Origin of the sequence: Thalassolituus sp. UBA2590, from assembly GCF_002339775.1 — a bacterium.
Lineage (GTDB): Bacteria > Pseudomonadota > Gammaproteobacteria > Pseudomonadales > Oceanobacteraceae > Thalassolituus.
Genome location: NZ_DDKU01000062.1, coordinates 1 through 17,858, shown reverse-complemented (window position 1 = coordinate 17,858; position 17,858 = coordinate 1). Strand labels below are relative to the sequence as shown.

Below are 17,858 nucleotides of genomic sequence, written 5' to 3'. Positions count from 1 at the left end.
GCTGCACAGCCTGACCCTGGTCAAACCGAAAATAATCATCGTTGGCGAAGAGATGCTGGAGAACGTTAAGACGGTCGAAGGTGATCTCGATGACGCTTCGCTGAAGTCGCTGCATTATCTGCGCGACACCGGCGAAACTGCATGCCCAGAGCACTACACCAACATCCTGACGGCCATCGAAGGCCAGTCGGACAAAAACCCGGATTCCACCAAAAAAGTGAAAATGCACCAGCCGTGCTATTACATTTTCACCTCCGGTACCACCGGCCTGCCAAAAGCCTCCGTGATGAGCCACTATCGCTGGTTCAAGTCGCTGGCGGGCATGGGTCTGGCGTCCATGAACATGAGCAGCAAAGACATTCTGTATGTGTCTCTGCCGCTGTACCACAACAACGCACTGACTGTATCCATGGCTGCAGTTCTGGGTTCAGGCGCCTGTATGGCGATTGCGCGTAAGTTCTCAGTGTCACGTTTCTGGGACGACATCCGTCACCACAACGCGACGGGCTTCTGCTACATCGGCGAGCTGTGCCGCTACCTGCTGAATGCGCCGGCCAAGCCGTCTGACTCCCAGCACAACATCCGCGTCTGTGTCGGTAATGGCCTGCGCCCGGACATCTGGATGCAGTTTAAAAACCGTTTCAACATTGATCACATCAATGAATTCTACGGCGCATCCGAGTGCAACCTAGTATTCACCAACGCCTTTAACCTCGATAAAACGGCAGGCTTCTGCCCTCTTTCGTACAATATCGTTAAGTACGACATCGAAGAAGACGCACCACTGCGTGATGACAAAGGCTTTATGATTCCAGTGCAACCGGGCGACAGCGGCCTGCTGATTACCGAGGTGAACGACAAACAACCGTTTGAAGGCTACACCGACGAAGACGCCACCAACAGCAAACTGCTGCGCAACGTCTTCAAGAAAGACGACTGCTGGTTTAACACCGGTGACCTGGTGAATAACCAGGGTTACAAGCACGTATCCTTCGCTGACCGCCTGGGTGATACCTTCCGCTGGAAAGGCGAGAACGTCGCCACCACAGAAGTTGAATCCATCCTGATGGAACTCGACAGCATTGAACACGCCGTTGTCTACGGTGTTCAGATCCCTCATACCGATGGTCGTGCGGGCATGGCAACCATTACGCCATCTGTCCCTCTGGAAGAGTTCGACTGGGCAGCGCTGTCTAAGCACGTTCGAGAGAAGATGCCTGCCTACGAGATTCCGGTATTCATCCGCGTGCGCGAGCAGCAGGAAGTCACCGGCACCTTCAAATATCGTAAAGTGGAGCTCAAGAAAGAAGCCTACCACCTCGATAAAGTGGGTGATGAGCCGGTGTATGTGATCGTTGGCAAAGACAGCGATTACACCGAGCTGACCAGCGATACCGAAGCGAAAATCGACGCAGGTGAACTCAGCCTCTGATCATCTGACGGTTATCGTCATTGCCAGTGCAGTCATTCTGCACTGGCATCCCCTTCTTAGCGCCTGAACCTTTCCCCTATCCCCGCCCCCTTGTGGTAGAATTCGCCGCTTTCTTTGCACGCTTGCGCGAAGTTACGCCGCAAACATGAGGACACAAGACATGACAGTACCTGTCGGAATTATCATGGGCTCCAAGAGCGACTGGCCCACCATGAAGCACGCAGCCGATATGTTGGACCTGCTGGGCGTAGACTACGAAGTCAAAGTCGTTTCGGCGCACCGCACCCCCGACCTGCTGTTTGACTACGCAAAAACTGCACACGAGCGTGGCCTCAAGGTCATCATCGCGGGCGCAGGCGGCGCAGCGCACCTGCCGGGCATGGCAGCATCCCAGACCTCACTGCCAGTATTGGGTGTACCGGTAAAATCCCGCGCCCTGAACGGCATTGACTCACTGCTCTCCATCGCTCAGATGCCAGGCGGCGTAGCCGTTGGTACACTGGCCATCGGTGATGCAGGCGCGAAAAACGCAGGTCTGCTGGCCGCACAGATTCTGGCCACCTCAGACGCTGACCTGATGAAGCGTGTTGACGAGTTCCGCGAAACTCAGAAGAACACCGTATTGTCGCAGCCAGATCCACGAATTATTGAATAACCGCAGCACGGACATCCCGATGAAAGTAGGTATTTTAGGTAACGGCCAGCTTGGCCAGATGTTAGAAACCAGTATCACTGATCTTAAGGATATTGAGGTTTCACTGTACGACCTGCGCGCGCACACCGACGAAGCGCTGGAAGCATTTATTGCCTCGGTCGACATCCTCTCGTACGAGACAGAAAACATCCCGGCGCACATCGTGACCTTACTTGAGCCACACGCCGACAAGCTCTACCCAGGCCTGAACGCCCTGAAAACCTTCCAGAATCGTCTGCTGGAGAAAAATGCACTGCGTAATGCAGGCATCGCCACCGCAGAATTCCGTGCCGTGAACTCACTCGAAGACGTTCATACAGCGGTACAAGAACTCGGCCTGCCGATCGTGATGAAAACCACGACCGAAGGTTACGATGGCAAAGGCCAGTTCGTACTGCGTACGCCAGACGACGCAGCACCGGCCTGGAACTCCATCGGCAATCGCGAACTCATCGCTGAAGCCTTTGTACCTTTCGAGCGCGAAACCTCAGTTATTGCCAGCCGCGACCGCGACGGCAATATCGTCGTATTCCCAATGACCGAAAACGTACACCACGAAGGCATCCTGCGTTACAGCCTCTACCCTGCACCGGCACTCTCACAAGAGAAAGCTGAACAGGCTGAACGCTATATCCGTCAGCTAGCAGAAAGCCTCGACTACGTCGGCACCATTACCCTTGAGCTGTTCGATACCGAAGACGGCCTTGTTGGCAACGAAGTAGCGCCACGCGTACACAACTCTGGCCACTGGTCGATTGAAGGCACCGAAGCCTCTCAGTTCCGTAACCACATGCTGGCCATCACAGGCAAAAGCCTCGGCGCGACCGAGCCTAAGTTTTCCTCCGTCGCTATGCTCAACGTGATCGGCGAAGAAACTCCGGCAGAAAAAGCCGAGAGCATCGACAACGCCTACCGTCATTCCTACGGTAAAGAAGCTCGCCCTGCCCGTAAGCTCGGCCACGTAACCGTGACAGGCAACACCGATGCAGAACGCGACGCCACCATTACAGAACTGAACGCCCTGATGCCCGAAGGCATCTGGCCACCGAACCACTAAGTGGAGCTGACCGGATTATGGGAAAATCACTCCAGGATCAACTGCTGGGCCTCGGTTTAACCGACAACAAAAAGCAGAAGAAAAACGAAAAAGAGAAAAAGCGCCAGGAACACCTGAAGCGCACCGGGCAGGAAAACAACGCCGACGAGTCCCGCGAAAAAGCGGAGCAGGCGCGTAAAGAAAAAGCCGCCCGCGACAAAGAACTGAACAAACAGCGCGACGAAGAAGCCCAGAAAAAAGCCATCAAGGCGCAGGTTCAGCAACTCGTCGACAACAACCTGATCAGCGCTGCACAAGGCGACATCAAGTATCAGTTTGTTGATGGCAAGAAAGTAAAAAGCCTCTACGTTGATCAGGCTGTATGGGATCGCCTGTCAAAAGGCCAACTGGCGATCATCGCCCATCGCAACAGCTACGCGGTCATTCCACTACAAGTAGCTGAGAAGATCCGTGAGCGCGACGACGGTCACTTTGTCGTGATCGCCGAACAGACCGACGGTCAGATGGATGAAGACGATCCGTATGCAGCGTATCAGATCCCAGATGATCTGATGTGGTGATGGATACGAAAAGCCCGCTTAATAAGCGGGCTTTTTTTGTGTCTGCCATAAAAAATTCAGAAAATACCATCAGATATCCAGATCGACCCCACCATCTCCATCGCGGAACAACCTCCCTATATTACGAATGATGGTCGCTATTGTGCGATAAGGTAAATCGAGCACGAGGTCGACAATTTCATAAAAGCCATCATCAACCGACGACTTCTTAGGAAGTAGAAAATGCACCAGAACAAAACCGCCGATACAGAAAAGTAGCACCGGCAAGCTGAAACCATACACGAACAAATCAACCGCGAGATACGCGCTTATACAAAAAACAGATATTGAGAGAAGTATCCTGAACAGGTCCATTGGCAAATTCCTTTTTTGAATCAGCGAACTTATTTACCCCAGGGGTTTGGCTTACTGGCTGAATGCTTACTGGCTGAATGGAAAGTCCCGACAAAAAGCTCCTCTACCTTGGTTCGCGCCCAAGGCGTACGCCGTAGAAACTTCAGCGACGATTTAACCGAAGGGTCTGACTTGAAGCAGTTGATGTTTATCCGGCTAGCCAGACCTTCCCAACCGTAGTGACCAACCAGCTGGTTGAGTATAGATTCGAGAGTCACTCCGTGAAGAGGATCATTCTTGTTATGTTCTTTCATAAAGATGGCCTGGCCTGTTAACTCGTTGCAGAGAAGGAATCATGATAAACGACAATGCCTTGCGGGATGCTTCCCTGCAATAAAAGAGCTTGAAAGTACTCCGCAGGTACATCAGGAAGTACCAGACCCTCTTCAGGTTTGAAACCAAAACGTTGATAGCATTATCTGTGGACAGTCATCCTAACAATCAAAGGCATCCACGTAGACCAGGCCGTCTTCGACCGCCTGACAAAAGGCCAGCTGACGATCATCACGCACCGCAACAGCTACGCCGTGATTTCAGTACCGCTGGCGGATAAAATCCGCGCCCGCGACGAATTGCACTTTATCGTTATTGCTGATCAGACTAATGGCCAGCTAAATTTCAAAGGACAGTCATCCTAAGAAGAATGCCTGATTTTCCTTTCAGGTCAACTCGTGTAAGGTAATTCTGTCAGCCAACATCAGGAGGATGTATGCCAAAGCCAAGGAAGCAACTCGTATCCCTCGAAGCAACCCCCTACTATCACTGCGTTTCTCGCTGTGTGCGCCGTGCCTTCTTGTGTGGCACAGACTCTGAAGGTCGTTCGTTTGAGCATCGCCGGGGATGGATTGAGAAGTTGATTCTCGATCAGGCTCAGGTCTTCTGTATAGATATTGCCGCTTATGCCGTTATGTCCAACCACTTTCATGTCGTACTGCATGTCAGTCAGCAACGTGCACGCGGACTAACGGATCTGGAGGTAGTTCAACGCTGGCATCAGCTCTATCAAGGGGTCTTACTTTCTCAGAAATTCGAACGCGGTGAGGAGCTGTCTGAATCACAGCAAGCCATGCTCGATGAGCGTATTGATGAGTGGCGAGAACGCCTGATGAGTATCAGCTGGTTTATGCGACGCCTGAACGAGACCGTCGCTCGTTTAGCAAATGAAGAAGACCAATGTACCGGCCATTTCTGGGAAGGTAGATTCAAGTCTCAAGCTCTTCTCGATGAAAAAGCCCTTGCTGCCTGCATGGCGTATGTTGATTTAAACCCACTACGAGCCGCCATGACCAAAACCCCGGAAGAATCAGCTCATACGTCCGTAAAAAAACGCGCTGAAAAAGCCAAAGAAGCTCACTCACCGAATCACCCGCAACAGCAAGCCTATGGCTTACAGCCCTTCTCGGGTAACCCACGCAAGGACATGCCCGAAGGCATTCAGATGAGGCTAACAGACTACTTAGATCTTGTTGACTGGACAGGTCGGCAGATCCGCGAAAACAAGCGAGGATCAATCTCAGAGGCAGAACCTGCCATCATGGATCGCTTAGGAATCGACGCCGAACACTGGCTCTACATCACTCAAAACTTCGAGTCAGAATTTAAAGGCATTGTCGGCGCAGCCCACGAGGTGAAATCAAAAATCACCAAATTCTGGGACGGCCAACGAGAACGAAGGCGAGCCGCTGGCATCGCTGCATGTAAGTTACGCCTCTCTTAGAAGGCTCCTACCTACCGTAACTCCCAATCAGAACACTCTGAGAATTTGCCTCACCTGAAATCTAGCCTTTTTCACTTAAATAGCCATGAAATCTTTGTTTTTGACAGCCTAACAACCCTATTTGATTAACCGGGAAAAATTAGAGCAAGCAACAAGCGCTTTCTCTCTTACGATGACCGTCCACGTAGTCTTTGAAGTCTTGCGCGGTATTGGCAAAGCTTCTTGCTGTATTGATTGATAAAATCACTATATTTACACTCCTTATCCATTGAAAGAACCCGCTGAACTTCCTTCGAAATTTCCTGACATTGTTCTAGAGTAGCGCCATTATTGTTATATAGAATGCCAGACGGCCATTCATGTTCAGTGTAGCGCAGCCAAGATACTATCGAACCCAGAAGTAGCAACCTTACTTCATCATTAGGTTCTATTTGGTAAGCCTTATTATAAAATCCTAACTCAGAGACCCAATCGACTTTTTCATGAAGACTTTTGTCCTGATATAGGTTTTGAGAGAGCTTACCGAGCCAGAGCGTACTTCTAAAGTCTTCTTTCTCGTATCCGGATTTTAGAACAGGAAAAATTACTTCATGAAATAATTCATGCCGAATTCTGGACTGACGATTCTTATTCAGTTTGGGAAGGTATTCCCACACCCATTCCTCGGCCTCTTCGTTATTAAGCGAAGATACAAATTCTCTAACCGATCTTGAAGCTTCTTCCTTTAACCCTTTTGCAAGATATTCTTCAAAATTTTCGAAGTCTTCAATATTCATAGAGCCTTAGCACCTTGGCCAGAGGACTGGAATGGTGTAAACCCAGGCATCCTGCGATGAAATACAAGAAAATTTTGGGCTACGGAGCGTAGATTCCATCTTCTCCATTTTCTTACACGCAGGCATCACATTGCATCCATGTGCGATATAGCCTGTATGAGTTGTTCAATCGTCATTACGCTACCCGACTGGTCTTCTACGGAAATACCGCCATATTTACTGTTAAGTACTATGGCTGTAGTGAATGCAGTTTTCGCTTCTATTAGATTGCCACCAAAACGAAGTTGAAAAACAATTCCATCATTGTAATCTTCATCAACAAGTGGTTTAAGGATTGACGGGAGCTCTGAAGCAGGAAAAGAATAAACTTCTACTCCTGCGTCTTGATTGTTCAACTTTGCCGGAAAAAATCCTGAGATTTCTGATAACCTTGTCTCATGTGTGTACTCGATATTATGTCCATTTATTTTCGAATACTCGTTTAATTCTTCAGTACTTGGATCAACACTAAGTGCCAATACCACAAACAAACTCATAGACATCTATTACTCCCTCTTTAATAGCGATGACCAATTCAATTTCTTGTGTAACGCCTCAAGAACCGGCGGCAGCTTTATCGCCGACCGCGTTACTTGACTTGCTAGGTTTTATATCACAACTTGGTTTAGCGTCTAGTTTCTTTATCAGTTCAATAATTATTTCTTGATTATTTATAGGGAATGCTTCAGCTGTATTGTTACTATTACCGCGATCACTAAAAATATGCCCTGATATCTCTTTCTTTATTTCGTGCTTTATGTCTTCAGGGAGAGAGGATATATAAGGATCTATAGCCCTAATCGTGAGTGACGTTTGCAAGTGATTATATTGTTGCTCTCGATGCCTAGCTGACTCCCTAGCTAGATACGCTGAGGGAATAGTTAAGAAAAATGCAATTACAATACGAAAAGCAGAATTTTCCCACTTAAAGTTTTCAGTAGTTGTCTCCCAAGAAGTGAAAATTACTATTACAGCTATCGACAGCATAAACACGATAGAAAATATTCTAAGCACATCAGCGGCGCGCTTTTCTATTTTGCTACTTTCTTCATAACTTTTGGCAACCTTATCGCCGGATACTTCTCCAATGAGCTCATTTAATTTTGCTCTTTGTGTGTTTACCTCAGAAGCAGCCGTCTTGTAATACTCTTTAGCTTTTTTAATATTTTCTTCTACTTCTTTCTCAAGAAGCTTCGACTTTTCACTAGTAACATTGATTCTATCAATGGTCTCATTAGAGTCTTTCCTGAATCTCTCATCTGCTCGCTCCATTTCCATGGAAAGAGCTTCTACCCGTTTCTCGATATCGTTAACATTCACGCTGTACAAAAACCTTGATTTACCCTCTGGAGATTGGGATTTAATTTCGGATAGGTTTAATTTTGCAGGCCTGTTTTTTATTTTCTCCTTAAGTTCTCGGCCATCTTTAATAATTTTCTGAAGATCATGACTTTTCTCTAAATCACTCAGGCCAAGATTTTGGATTATTTGCGCTAATTGAGAGGAGAACATGGCGCAGTGTTTTATCTCTTCCAGTATTCTATTTTCTTCACCGCCTTCTAGAGCTCTTTCTATAGCTAATTTTTTATTTGAATAATTATTTATTGCATCGACAGCAGGCACCGTTAGGTCTACGCCATCAATAGCTTTGATAAGGCTATCGACGGTTTTAGAAATACGTTCTATAGATTCGATACTTTCTTGCAGTAATTTCATATAATTTTCCGATAAAATTAACAGCTTGTTAGTGTGCGTGCGCATTTATCCTGGGACACTCTTTCGAGGTTTCCAGGTAATTCATTGACTGGATTGAAGTATCTTCCATAACTTAGATCTCCCTTCTGACATACGAGCACACTTGGCTATTTAGCTCGCGATCACGCCTGTGCTAGCGTGCCAAGCTTTCTCTCAATACACCGAGCATACCGACCTTAGCGCTATATGCAAAGTGCCTGAGGCGACGCCATATCAGTTCCCGATTCACTTCATATACCCTGACCTACATCATTGCCCTTACCCCGCCCACTCTATATGTTATGCCTTATACGGAAATCCACGGTCACTGACCCTTGAGGGCCATTATGAGTCTCCCCTCTCCTAAAATTTTGATTCCTATCGTATTGATTGGCGCTGGTGTCGCCGCTGTGCGCTACTGGCCTGAGAGCCCGCTTGATGTCACGGTCTCGCAGGCCTCTGTCGGCTTAGTTGAAGCCAGTGTCGCCAATACCCGCTCAGGCACGGTTAAGGCTTGCCAGCGTTCGCGCTTGTCGTTACCTCTTGGTGGCCAGGTCAGTGTTCTTTATGTTGCTCAGGGCGATAAAGTTGGGGCTGGCGCGCCTTTGATGGAGCTCTGGAACGAGGACATTCGTGCCACCCTCGCGACTGCTGAAGCGCAACTGGATACTGCTAAGCTTTCGCACGAGGCTACTTGTACGCAGGCGCAATCGGATAAGCGTGAAGAGCGCCGCATTCATGATCTGCATAAGCGCCAGATGGCATCATCTGAGCAATTAGACCGCGCCGAAACCGCCGCCACCATCAGTGAGCTTTCGTGCAAACAGCAAGAAACCCTGATTACTCAGGCGTCTGCCAGTCTGGATCTGCAGAAAGCGCGTTTTGCGCAAACCCAGTTACGCGCCCCCTTCGCTGGCATTATTGCTGAGGTGAACGCCGAGATTGGTGAATACGCGACACCGTCGCCGCCGGGCGTGGCCACACCACCGGCCATTGATCTGATCAACCCCGATTGTTTTTACGTGCAGGCGCCAATTGATGAGGTAGATGCGGCTCAGGTCGCACTGGATATGCCAGTGCGCGTTACTCTGGATGCCTTCGGCGACCGCACCTTTGATGGCCATGTCTCGCGTATATCGCCTTATATTCAGGATGAAGAGAAACAGGCCCGTACGGTGGATGTTGATGTGCGCCTCAACGAACTCCCTGATGGCACCCATCTGTTGATTGGTTACAGCGCCGATATCGAGGTTATTACAGCAACCTCTGACAACACCCTGCGGCTTCCTACCGAGCTGTTAATCGATACGAATCATGTGATGCTCACTAAAGACGGTCACGCCGTTAAGCAGCAGGTAGAACTGGGCCTGACTAACTGGACCTGGAGTGAAGTCATCGGCGGAGTGAGTGAAGATGATCTGATCATTAACGAACCCGGCCAGAGCGACCTGACAGACGGCCGCACCGTGCGTGTGCTGGATACTATTGTCCATGACTGAAGCGATGAAGACTGGGGCCATTAAAGTTCGCGGAGTGCATCGTCGCTTTCAGCTCGGTGATCAGACAGTGCATGCGCTTAATGATATCAATCTGGATATTACGCAAGGCGAATATATTTCAGTGATGGGGCCGTCGGGTTCGGGCAAGTCGACACTGCTGAATATGCTGGGCCTGTTGGACGTGCCCGATGAGGGCGAGTACTGGCTTGCGGGCGAAGACACAGTGCCCATGAGCGAGGAAGCGCGCGCGGGTTATCGCCGCGACCACATTGGTTTTGTGTTTCAGTCTTACCACTTAGTACCGCGCCTGAGTGCCCGAGAAAATATGGAACTGCCTATGGTGCTGGCGGGCATTCCTCCGGCAGAACGCCGTAAACGCTTAGCACCTGTTATTCAACGCTTAGGGTTAACGGAGCGCGCCGATCATAAACCAGAGCAGTTGTCTGGCGGTCAGCGCCAGCGCGTGGCCATAGGCCGTGCCATTATTATGCAGGCACCGCTGCTGCTCGCCGACGAACCTACCGGTAATCTTGATACTCATTCGGGCGCCGACGTAGTTGAGCTGCTGGAAGAATTAAATGCTCAGGGCGTTACCTTAATGGTGGTTACGCACGACATGGCACTCGGCCAGCGCGCTAAGCGACGTTTACGTATGGTGGACGGCGCCATCGTCAGCGACGATACATTCGCCATTCGCTCCTCAGAAGAGCCCGCCCTATGATCCGCCTGCAGGATCATTTCACCTTTACCCTGCGCTCACTGACACGAACGCGTTTTCGTACCACGATGCAGTTAGTTGCTATGGCCATTGGTGTGCTGGCAGTGGTGTTGCTGACCGGCATTGGCGAAGGCGGACGACGGTTCGTGATGGCCGAGTTCGCAAGCCTCGGCAACGATGTGTTAGTCATGCTGCCCGGCCGAAAAGAAACCACCGGCGGCCTACCGCCATTAACCGGCGAAGGCACCCGTGATATCACGCTTGAAGATGCCCAAAGCCTCATGCGAATTTCCGGTGTCGAGCGTATTGCACCGATCGTTGTGGGCACCAGCCGCTTGAGCATTTCAGGGTTGAGCCGCGATAGTTTAGTTCTCGGGACAACTCAGGATTTCTTCAGTATTCGGGATCTCGCGTTCAACCAGGGGCAGGCGTTTACCACTCGCGAAGGTAGCCGTAGCCGCTCGGAATGTATTTTAGGGGCAACACTGCGGGATGAGTTATTCGGCCCGAAACGCGCGCTGGGGCAATGGATAAATGTCGCGGATTATCGCTGCCGCGTGACGGGCGTACTCACTGACTCAGGAACGGGTTTCGGGTTCGATATGAGCAATACTCTGATCTTGCCCGTAGATAACGCTATGCAGATCTTTAATACCGAAGGTCTGTTCAGGGTAATGATTCAGATTGAGAACATTGATGCTGTGCCAGCCATGACCACAGCCGTTGAGCAGCAAATGAAGCTACGCCACGACGGCCAGCTGGATATTACGATTGTTACGCCCGACAGCCTGCTCAGTGCCTTCAATAATGTACTGTTAATCATGACCTTTGCAGTCGCCGGTATTGCGGCCATCAGCCTGCTAGTTGCCGGGGTTTTAATTATGAATATGACTCTCATCGGCGTTGCTCAGCGCCGGGCTGAAATTGGGTTATTAAAAGCACTCGGGGCTTCATCAAAAGAAGTCCGCTTATTGTTTATTACCGAAGCCACGTTACTCGCCACCAGTGGCGCTGTACTCGGCATGTTGATCGCAGAGTTTATTCTTTGGGGTCTCAGATTTAAATTTCCCGAAGTGCCCTTCGCAACCCCTTTATGGGCCAGCGTATCGGCGATTGGTGTGTCTGCCATTGCGGGTATTCTCTTCTCCTGGATACCGGCGCAGAAAGCCGCAAAGCTACCACCCGTGTTGGCACTGCAAGCTCAGGCAGGGAAATAACTGTGGTAGACCTTGCTGCGAGGGAAATATAAATGATCAGACCTGACGACTGGCTTCGCCTTGCTACCTCACCTGTCACCAGCCAGCCGGGCAAAAGCGTATTAACTGCGCTCGGCATCGCCATTGGTATTGCCGCAGTCACGCTGTTAACCACACTCGGGCACGGCGTTCGCCAATATGTTCTGGATAGCTTCTCACAATTTGGCACTCGTATTATTGCAATAACGCCGGGCCACAGCGAAACCGCCGGTATGGCCGGAGGGTTAATCAGCTCAGTGCGATTACTGACCCTCGATGACGCCGAAGCCTTAGCGAGAATTACCGGCAGCGAATGGGTGGTATCAAATGTTCAGGGCTCGGGGCCTATACGCTACGGCGAGCGCGTTCGCAGTACAGAGATTCTCGGTACGACCTCTGATTTTAATCAGGCCTGGGACTTCCCTCTGGCGATGGGAAAGTTTCTGCCCGACACCGGCGGCAATAGCCCTGCCGTTGCAGTGATAGGCGACACCTTATACCGAGAGCTGTTTCGTAGCGAAAACCCGCTTGGAAAGTTTATCCGCATTGGTGGCCAGCGTTATCGGGTCATTGGTGTGATGCAACCCAAAGGCTCAACACTGGGGTTTGATCTTGATGATATGGCGTATATTCCTGCGGATCGTGCTCTTACGCTTTTTAATCGGGAAGGATTAATGGAAGTGGATGTCGTGTTCTCTGAGGGCACAACATCCAGCCAGATGCTTGAGCGCATAAAAGCGGTGATGATGAAACGCCACGGCCAGGAAGACTTCACCCTGACCAGCCAGGATGAAATGCTCAGTAGCATGAACCGCATTCTCGGCATCCTGACCATAGGCGTCGCGGCTTTGGGTGGGATTTCTTTATTAGTCGGCGGCGTGGGTATCTTCACCATCATGACGACCAACCTGACCGAGCGCACCGCAGAGATCGGGTTACTGCGAGCCATTGGTTGTCCGCGACGGCAGCTGCTCAGTCTCTTTTTGGGCGAGGCCGTCATGCTCTCATTATTCGGTGCTTTTATCGGTATCGTTATCACAGCCGTTGTCGTTGCCCTGTTAAGCCTATTGGCCCCGGCCTTTCCGGTTCAGATTCAGTTTTCAACACTGGGACTGGCCATTGCAGTAGCGACGATCACTGGCCTTATTTCCGGCATTTGGCCCGCCTATAAATCATCACGGCTGAGCCCTATTGAGGCTTTACGGGGGGAGTAACTTTCCTTGCCCTAAACCCAGTCATCACGCTTTTCTTTGGTGCGACAGTGCGCCCCAAAACCGACCACACTCGCACCATCATGGTTAGCCCAGTTGTTTTTATTCATTCCGGTATATTTTTCACAAGCTGTTCAAGGCCCGCCGCAGCTGCATCGCGACAGATAACCCGCCCTTAATTACAAAGTTATAAATAGATGGCATGACACTTGCCAATCAAGCAGGAGAAACTTTATAAGAAACATAGGCTTAGCTATATGTACATTCCCCCAGCGATACTCCTGTCGCTTACTCTGATCCCCGGAATCGCTCACGCCGATACCGGAACAACCAGCATGGATATCGTCTGGATTCTGTTTTCTGCCACACTTGTCTTTTTTATGCAGGCCGGTTTTGCCTTGCTTGAAAGTGGCATGTCTCGCGCAAAAAATGCCATTAACGTGATGATGAAAAACTACATCGATGTCTGTATCGGTAGTCTATTATTCTGGGCCATTGGCTTCGGTATTATGTTTGGCAACAACCCAACGGGCTTCTTTGGCACCACGGCATTCGGCTTATCTGAAGGCAGTAACTGGGACTTTACTTTCTTGTTATTCCAGACCATGTTCGCTGCGACCGCTGTCACTATCTGCAGTGGTGCCATGGCCGAACGCACTCGCTATACCGCCTATTTATTATCTGCGGCGGCCATCGTCACCTTTATTTATCCTGTGTTCGGAAGCTGGGTCTGGGGCGGTAGTTACGGCGGTCAGGGCTGGTTGGCTGAGCTGGGCTTTATTGATTTTGCAGGCTCTACCGTTGTGCACTCTTTGGGCGCATGGTGTGCACTTGCCGGGGTCATTGCGGTTGGCGCCCGTACTGGTCGTTTTGATAATTCGGGCAAAGTACGGAATATTCCGGGCCACAATTTATCTCTGGTTGCACTGGGTGGCTTCATCCTCTGGTTCGGCTGGTTTGGCTTTAATGGCGGCAGTGCATTATCTGCGTCAGAAAATATTGGCGGTATTATTCTTAACACTCACCTTTCCGCCGCGGCGGGAGCCGGCGGTGCGATTCTATTATCTGCTCTGTTGCAGCGTCCGATTCTTTTAACGACCACAGTTAATGGTAGCCTCGCAGGACTGGTCGGGATCACCGCGGGTTGCGCAACGATGGAACCGCCATTCGCCATCGTCACAGGCGCTGTCAGTGGTGTGATTGCAACTCTGGGTCAGGACCTGATGCTTCGTTGGAAACTCGACGATGTTGTTTCAGCAATTCCCGTGCATGGTTTCGCCGGTGCCTGGGGCACGATTGCCGCGGGGCTCTTTTTCGCTGGCGACATGTTCGATACTCAGCGTGTTGCGACTCAGGCCATTGGTGTCATCACTGCCTTCCTCTGGGCCTTCCCGCTGTCGCTGCTGGTGTTCACGCTGATTCGCTTTATGATCGGCCTACGTTCTTCGAAGGAACACGAGCAGATGGGCCTCGATTGTACCGAGCACAATGAAGTCGGTTATCCAGAGTTCCAGCAAAACATCACATTCCGTCAGGAGCCATAAGCATGAGCCCTGATATTAAACGTCGCATCGTGTTTACGATTTTGTCGGACTATATTGCTGGCGAAGAACTTCGCCAGGTTATGATCCTATGGCAAGCGGAATTTTCTGAACGCTCGCGTTATGAACTGAATCAGTTCCTGGGCGCGTGCCGGGATGTGCCTGGTATTCAGCAGAATCGCCTTGAGATTCTCAGTCGTCTGGTGCGCATGGTCATGGCTGCTAACGAATCTGATCTGAAGCCTGACCCCATCAACTGGATGAATTCAGCAGACGATGCAGAAACTTCGTTTACGCCTTCTGAGCCGGTGATCAAAGAAGAGACCCGTCGGCCTCAGCAAACTGCCTCCAGGCCTTCGCAATTCCAGAAGAACTCAGATACGGCACCGCAGAACAGTCTGGTCGCCGAAGTAGTTAATATGCTGTTTAGCCGCTTGCGCTCAGATCAGATACGCACCATTAAATCGTATGTGCTCAGCGCTGCTCAGAAGAAGAAATTGCAGCCAGCAGCTGTGGCTATGTTTGAACAACCGGATATTTCGGTCTCAGCCGTTCATACCCCACTCGAAATCAGGGATGCACGTAAGCTGATTAACTTCACCTACATCGGCTGCTGCGAGGCAATCGGCCCGGTAGATGCCGACTTGCTGCTTAGTAAAGCGGTACGCGAGGTCGGTGAGAAGTATCGAGGCACTGAGCCCTATGCGAACTGTCTGAACCAACTTCTGGGGCGGTAACGTTTGCAGCATGATTAAAAATTAAAAGCCACTGACAGGCTGCCAGTGGCTTTTTACATGTATCAGCAAGTGAGTAAATCAATCTCGCATCAGTTGATAGCTGTGCGCCAGCGTGTGTTCTCCAGTCACTTCATCAACTGTATACACGCGGACTATCAGTTCATTTCCTTCAATGTATAAATGCATAAAACCCAGAACATCACCCTGCTGAAACTCAGCTGGGTTACGATTAACATCGTCAAGTGGACGTTGTTTTGCGCCTGCACCTGACACTATCTGAGTCATACCATCGCAACGTTCTACGGGTGGCAGAATCTGAAGATCATGATCATGGCCAGAAATCATCAGGTCAAAATCGCCGCATAAATTGTCGCCTACGAAATCATAAAAAGCGTATCCGAAAGCAGGAACACCATCGTACCAGCCAGCGTTGCCGTGACGGCCATTTGAAATATATGGGTGATGGGAAAACGCAATTTTCCAGGGTGTCGTCGCAGATTCTTTTTCAGCTTCGATCCACTCTTCCTGAACCCGATAGTATTTAAACTGACGGTATTTAGGATCAGGATCAGACACAGCCGCCAGCGGATTAGAATCGAGTGAGAAGAAAGTCACCAGTGGCGCTTCTGATTCAAGCGGTGCAGTAAACGAATAGTACCGTGCTGGCATATTCCACTTTTCACTCATGCGGTCTTCCGCATAGTGATAATCCACCTGAAACTCGCCCTTGTCGTTATCCAGGCCATCGCCACTCAACCAGCCGTTATCGTGGTTACCAAGCGTCATATAGAACGGGAAATCAACGTCTGCATACGGCTTTTCGAATTTATCGATAAACTGAACATCGTCGACCGAATCAACGCCAGTTTCATAGATATTGTCACCCAACCCCAGGGCAAAATCGCAGCCGAGTTCATCACAGACTGCCTTCATGGCTGCCGCAACCTTATACTGCTTTTCTTCGCCCGTACCGGTGTCACCGATGGCGATAAAAGAAACTGCGCCGTCTGGCACCTCAACGACCGGCTCTTCTGGTTCCTCAGGAAACCAGGACATGCCATAAGCGGGTAAATGTACGGCCAGCGCCACCAATGCGAGCTTTTTCATCTTCTGTCTCCAGACATCACAGCAGTAAAACCACTGAGAGTACCCCCCCAGTGCTTCAGATTTGTGAAACATCCTACATAAGCTTTGTACCCGATGCCGCGACTCTGCGCGCCAAACGAAAGCATCAGAAGAACCAGTTCACTTCATTGAGAGGTGCTAAACTCATCAGATAGAGGTATAAGAAGCAGGAGGTTCTGATGATTGTGGATTCTTTGATGACCACCCGAGTCGTGACCGTACATTTGGATGACAAGCTGACAAAGCTGCAGGAAATATTCATTAATACGCGCTTCCATCACGTTCTGGTGGCTGAGAATGGCCGATTACGTGGGGTTATTACCGATCGCGACTTTTTTAAAGCGGTGAGCCCATACATTGGCACACCGGCAGAAACCACGCACGATACTGCAACGATTAACAAGAAGGCTCATCAGATTATGAGTCGGAACCCGGTTACCATCAAAGCAGGCAGTAATATCCGTGAGGCTGTATCGCTGATATACCAACACGGCGTCACCTGTCTGCCGATACTCAACGATGAAGATAAGATTGCAGGTATTCTGACCTGGCGGGATGTATTTCGGGGGCTTGAGGCTCGGTATAACAAACCCGCAGCCCCCGAACAAAGGGATTAGATTAACCGGCGCAGACGTTACCGTCTGACCTCCGGCGCTTCTTTAATTGGCAGTGAGATAAAGTTCAGATAAAGATCTTCTTCCTGTATTTCCAGAGGGATAAGGAGAGAAGCAACTTCGTCTGACTCATTCTCTGTGCAGAGAACGTCTGCAAGGATGCCCAGCAGAGGAACATCGGTTGCGCCACAGGTGACAGGGTCAAGTGACTCAGTGAGATCTCCGGTAAAGATAGTGATCGCGTTTACCAGGTCACCCACGGTTGAACCGACTTCTCCAAGTGCCGACTCCAGATCAATGTTCACGAGTACGTTAATTGGTGGCACGTTCTGATTGCGCTGTTCAATCTGCATCCGGCCATCATCAAAGAATGTGATATCTCCCACCAGCGTCAAAGGCAGCGGATAGTTGTAAAGATTGTGGCTGAGTATTTCACCACCGTCAGGTAACGCCAGGTTAGGAGAATCCAGCGCCAGAGTAACCTCTGTTTTGAAGATTGGCTGACCGTTATCGCCAGTAACAATCATACCGGGCACCAACCCCATTGGGTTGTCTTCGGTCGGTGTGGTGTAGCGCATACGGAGGATTTGTGTGCCGGTGGTCTGCTCGCCCAGCACTGGGAGAAAAACACTGGTAGGTGTGGTCGCCAGAAGCATGGGATACAGGTGTACTTTTACGGCTTGCTGACCGGTTTCTGGATCGACCGTTGGCCCTATCACCTCTGTATTCAGGGCTAATGTCTGGAATACGGCCTTATTGTCGGGGCAATCGTCACC

Annotated in this window: 19 protein-coding genes and 1 pseudogene; 13 read left to right on the top strand and 7 right to left on the bottom strand. The window is 50.2% G+C overall.

Going from position 1 to position 17,858, the window contains the following annotated elements; translation table 11 throughout:
- The 4 genes from B2067_RS05555 to B2067_RS05540 all read left to right on the top strand — a co-directional run.
- The coding region (locus tag B2067_RS05555; RefSeq protein ID WP_301387736.1) for a long-chain-acyl-CoA synthetase at window positions 1-1,432 on the top strand (1,432 nt) is incomplete at its 5' end.
- 160 nt (window positions 1,433-1,592) lie between these two features.
- Window positions 1,593-2,087 (top strand): 5-(carboxyamino)imidazole ribonucleotide mutase, encoded by a 495-nt coding sequence (purE, locus tag B2067_RS05550; protein WP_068437450.1) that lies wholly within the window; start codon window positions 1,593-1,595, stop codon window positions 2,085-2,087.
- Between the two features lie 19 nt (window positions 2,088-2,106).
- A complete protein-coding gene (locus B2067_RS05545) occupies window positions 2,107-3,183 on the top strand; it encodes a 5-(carboxyamino)imidazole ribonucleotide synthase (protein ID WP_301387735.1) in 1,077 nt (358 codons plus the stop codon).
- Window positions 3,184-3,200: 17 nt separating this feature from the next.
- Window positions 3,201-3,743: a DUF2058 domain-containing protein gene (locus tag B2067_RS05540; RefSeq protein WP_301387734.1), complete on the top strand. Its 543-nt coding sequence runs from the start codon at window positions 3,201-3,203 to the stop codon at window positions 3,741-3,743.
- Between the two features lie 69 nt (window positions 3,744-3,812).
- On the opposite strand, the gene B2067_RS05535 is transcribed toward B2067_RS05540, so the two are convergent.
- Both B2067_RS05535 and B2067_RS05530 read right to left on the bottom strand, forming a co-directional pair.
- Window positions 3,813-4,010 (bottom strand): hypothetical protein, encoded by a 198-nt coding sequence (locus B2067_RS05535; RefSeq protein WP_301387732.1) that lies wholly within the window; start codon window positions 4,008-4,010, stop codon window positions 3,813-3,815.
- Between the two features lie 116 nt (window positions 4,011-4,126).
- Window positions 4,127-4,390: a VF530 family protein gene (locus B2067_RS05530; RefSeq protein WP_301387730.1), complete on the bottom strand. Its 264-nt coding sequence runs from the start codon at window positions 4,388-4,390 to the stop codon at window positions 4,127-4,129.
- 165 nt (window positions 4,391-4,555) lie between these two features.
- Here B2067_RS05530 and B2067_RS05525 point away from each other — a divergent pair, with 165 nt between their 5' ends.
- Window positions 4,556-4,774 (top strand): DUF2058 family protein, encoded by a 219-nt coding sequence (locus B2067_RS05525; protein WP_349676787.1) that lies wholly within the window; start codon window positions 4,556-4,558, stop codon window positions 4,772-4,774.
- Between the two features lie 71 nt (window positions 4,775-4,845).
- Window positions 4,846-5,853, top strand: a complete 1,008-nt coding sequence (locus B2067_RS05520) for a transposase (RefSeq protein ID WP_068441559.1) — start codon at window positions 4,846-4,848, stop codon at window positions 5,851-5,853.
- 167 nt (window positions 5,854-6,020) lie between these two features.
- Here B2067_RS05520 and B2067_RS05515 read toward each other — a convergent pair whose 3' ends face one another.
- The 3 genes from B2067_RS05515 to B2067_RS05505 all read right to left on the bottom strand — a co-directional run bounded on the left by B2067_RS05515 (window position 6,021) and on the right by B2067_RS05505 (window position 8,384).
- Window positions 6,021-6,629: a hypothetical protein gene (locus B2067_RS05515; RefSeq protein WP_301387728.1), complete on the bottom strand. Its 609-nt coding sequence runs from the start codon at window positions 6,627-6,629 to the stop codon at window positions 6,021-6,023.
- Window positions 6,630-6,754: 125 nt separating this feature from the next.
- A complete protein-coding gene (locus B2067_RS05510; RefSeq protein ID WP_301387727.1) occupies window positions 6,755-7,171 on the bottom strand; it encodes a hypothetical protein in 417 nt (138 codons plus the stop codon).
- 52 nt (window positions 7,172-7,223) lie between these two features.
- The gene (locus B2067_RS05505) at window positions 7,224-8,384 is read right to left on the bottom strand and encodes a hypothetical protein (protein ID WP_301387726.1); all 1,161 of its coding nucleotides are present in this window, start codon (window positions 8,382-8,384) and stop codon (window positions 7,224-7,226) included.
- Window positions 8,385-8,749: 365 nt separating this feature from the next.
- Here B2067_RS05505 and B2067_RS05500 point away from each other — a divergent pair, with 365 nt between their 5' ends.
- The 6 genes from B2067_RS05500 to B2067_RS05475 all read left to right on the top strand — a co-directional run bounded on the left by B2067_RS05500 (window position 8,750) and on the right by B2067_RS05475 (window position 15,343).
- A complete protein-coding gene (locus tag B2067_RS05500; RefSeq protein ID WP_301387725.1) occupies window positions 8,750-9,901 on the top strand; it encodes an efflux RND transporter periplasmic adaptor subunit in 1,152 nt (383 codons plus the stop codon).
- Window positions 9,894-10,622, top strand: a complete 729-nt coding sequence (locus B2067_RS05495) for an ABC transporter ATP-binding protein (RefSeq protein WP_301387724.1) — start codon at window positions 9,894-9,896, stop codon at window positions 10,620-10,622. Before B2067_RS05500 ends, B2067_RS05495 begins: the two co-directional genes overlap by 8 nt.
- On the top strand, window positions 10,619-11,836 hold the full coding sequence (locus B2067_RS05490) for an ABC transporter permease (RefSeq protein ID WP_301387722.1): 1,218 nt from the start codon (window positions 10,619-10,621) through the stop codon (window positions 11,834-11,836). Before B2067_RS05495 ends, B2067_RS05490 begins: the two co-directional genes overlap by 4 nt.
- 32 nt (window positions 11,837-11,868) lie before the next feature.
- Complete coding sequence (locus tag B2067_RS05485) at window positions 11,869-13,068, top strand: ABC transporter permease (protein WP_301387721.1); 1,200 nt, start codon at window positions 11,869-11,871, stop codon at window positions 13,066-13,068.
- A 254-nt stretch (window positions 13,069-13,322) separates the two neighbouring features.
- Complete coding sequence (locus B2067_RS05480; protein ID WP_301387720.1) at window positions 13,323-14,609, top strand: ammonium transporter; 1,287 nt, start codon at window positions 13,323-13,325, stop codon at window positions 14,607-14,609.
- A 2-nt stretch (window positions 14,610-14,611) separates the two neighbouring features.
- The gene (locus B2067_RS05475; RefSeq protein WP_301387719.1) at window positions 14,612-15,343 is read left to right on the top strand and encodes a hypothetical protein; all 732 of its coding nucleotides are present in this window, start codon (window positions 14,612-14,614) and stop codon (window positions 15,341-15,343) included.
- Window positions 15,344-15,421: 78 nt separating this feature from the next.
- Here B2067_RS05475 and B2067_RS05470 read toward each other — a convergent pair whose 3' ends face one another.
- Window positions 15,422-16,450 carry a metallophosphoesterase gene (locus B2067_RS05470; RefSeq protein ID WP_301387718.1) on the bottom strand — a complete coding sequence of 343 codons (1,029 nt, stop codon included), beginning with the start codon at window positions 16,448-16,450 and terminating at the stop codon, window positions 15,422-15,424.
- Between the two features lie 197 nt (window positions 16,451-16,647).
- Here B2067_RS05470 and B2067_RS05465 point away from each other — a divergent pair, with 197 nt between their 5' ends.
- Window positions 16,648-17,085 carry a CBS domain-containing protein gene (locus tag B2067_RS05465; RefSeq protein ID WP_068441538.1) on the top strand — a complete coding sequence of 146 codons (438 nt, stop codon included), beginning with the start codon at window positions 16,648-16,650 and terminating at the stop codon, window positions 17,083-17,085.
- A gap of 17 nt (window positions 17,086-17,102) precedes the next feature.
- Here B2067_RS05465 and B2067_RS05460 read toward each other — a convergent pair.
- Window positions 17,103-17,858: pseudogene (locus B2067_RS05460) on the bottom strand (hypothetical protein); the annotation flags it as partial.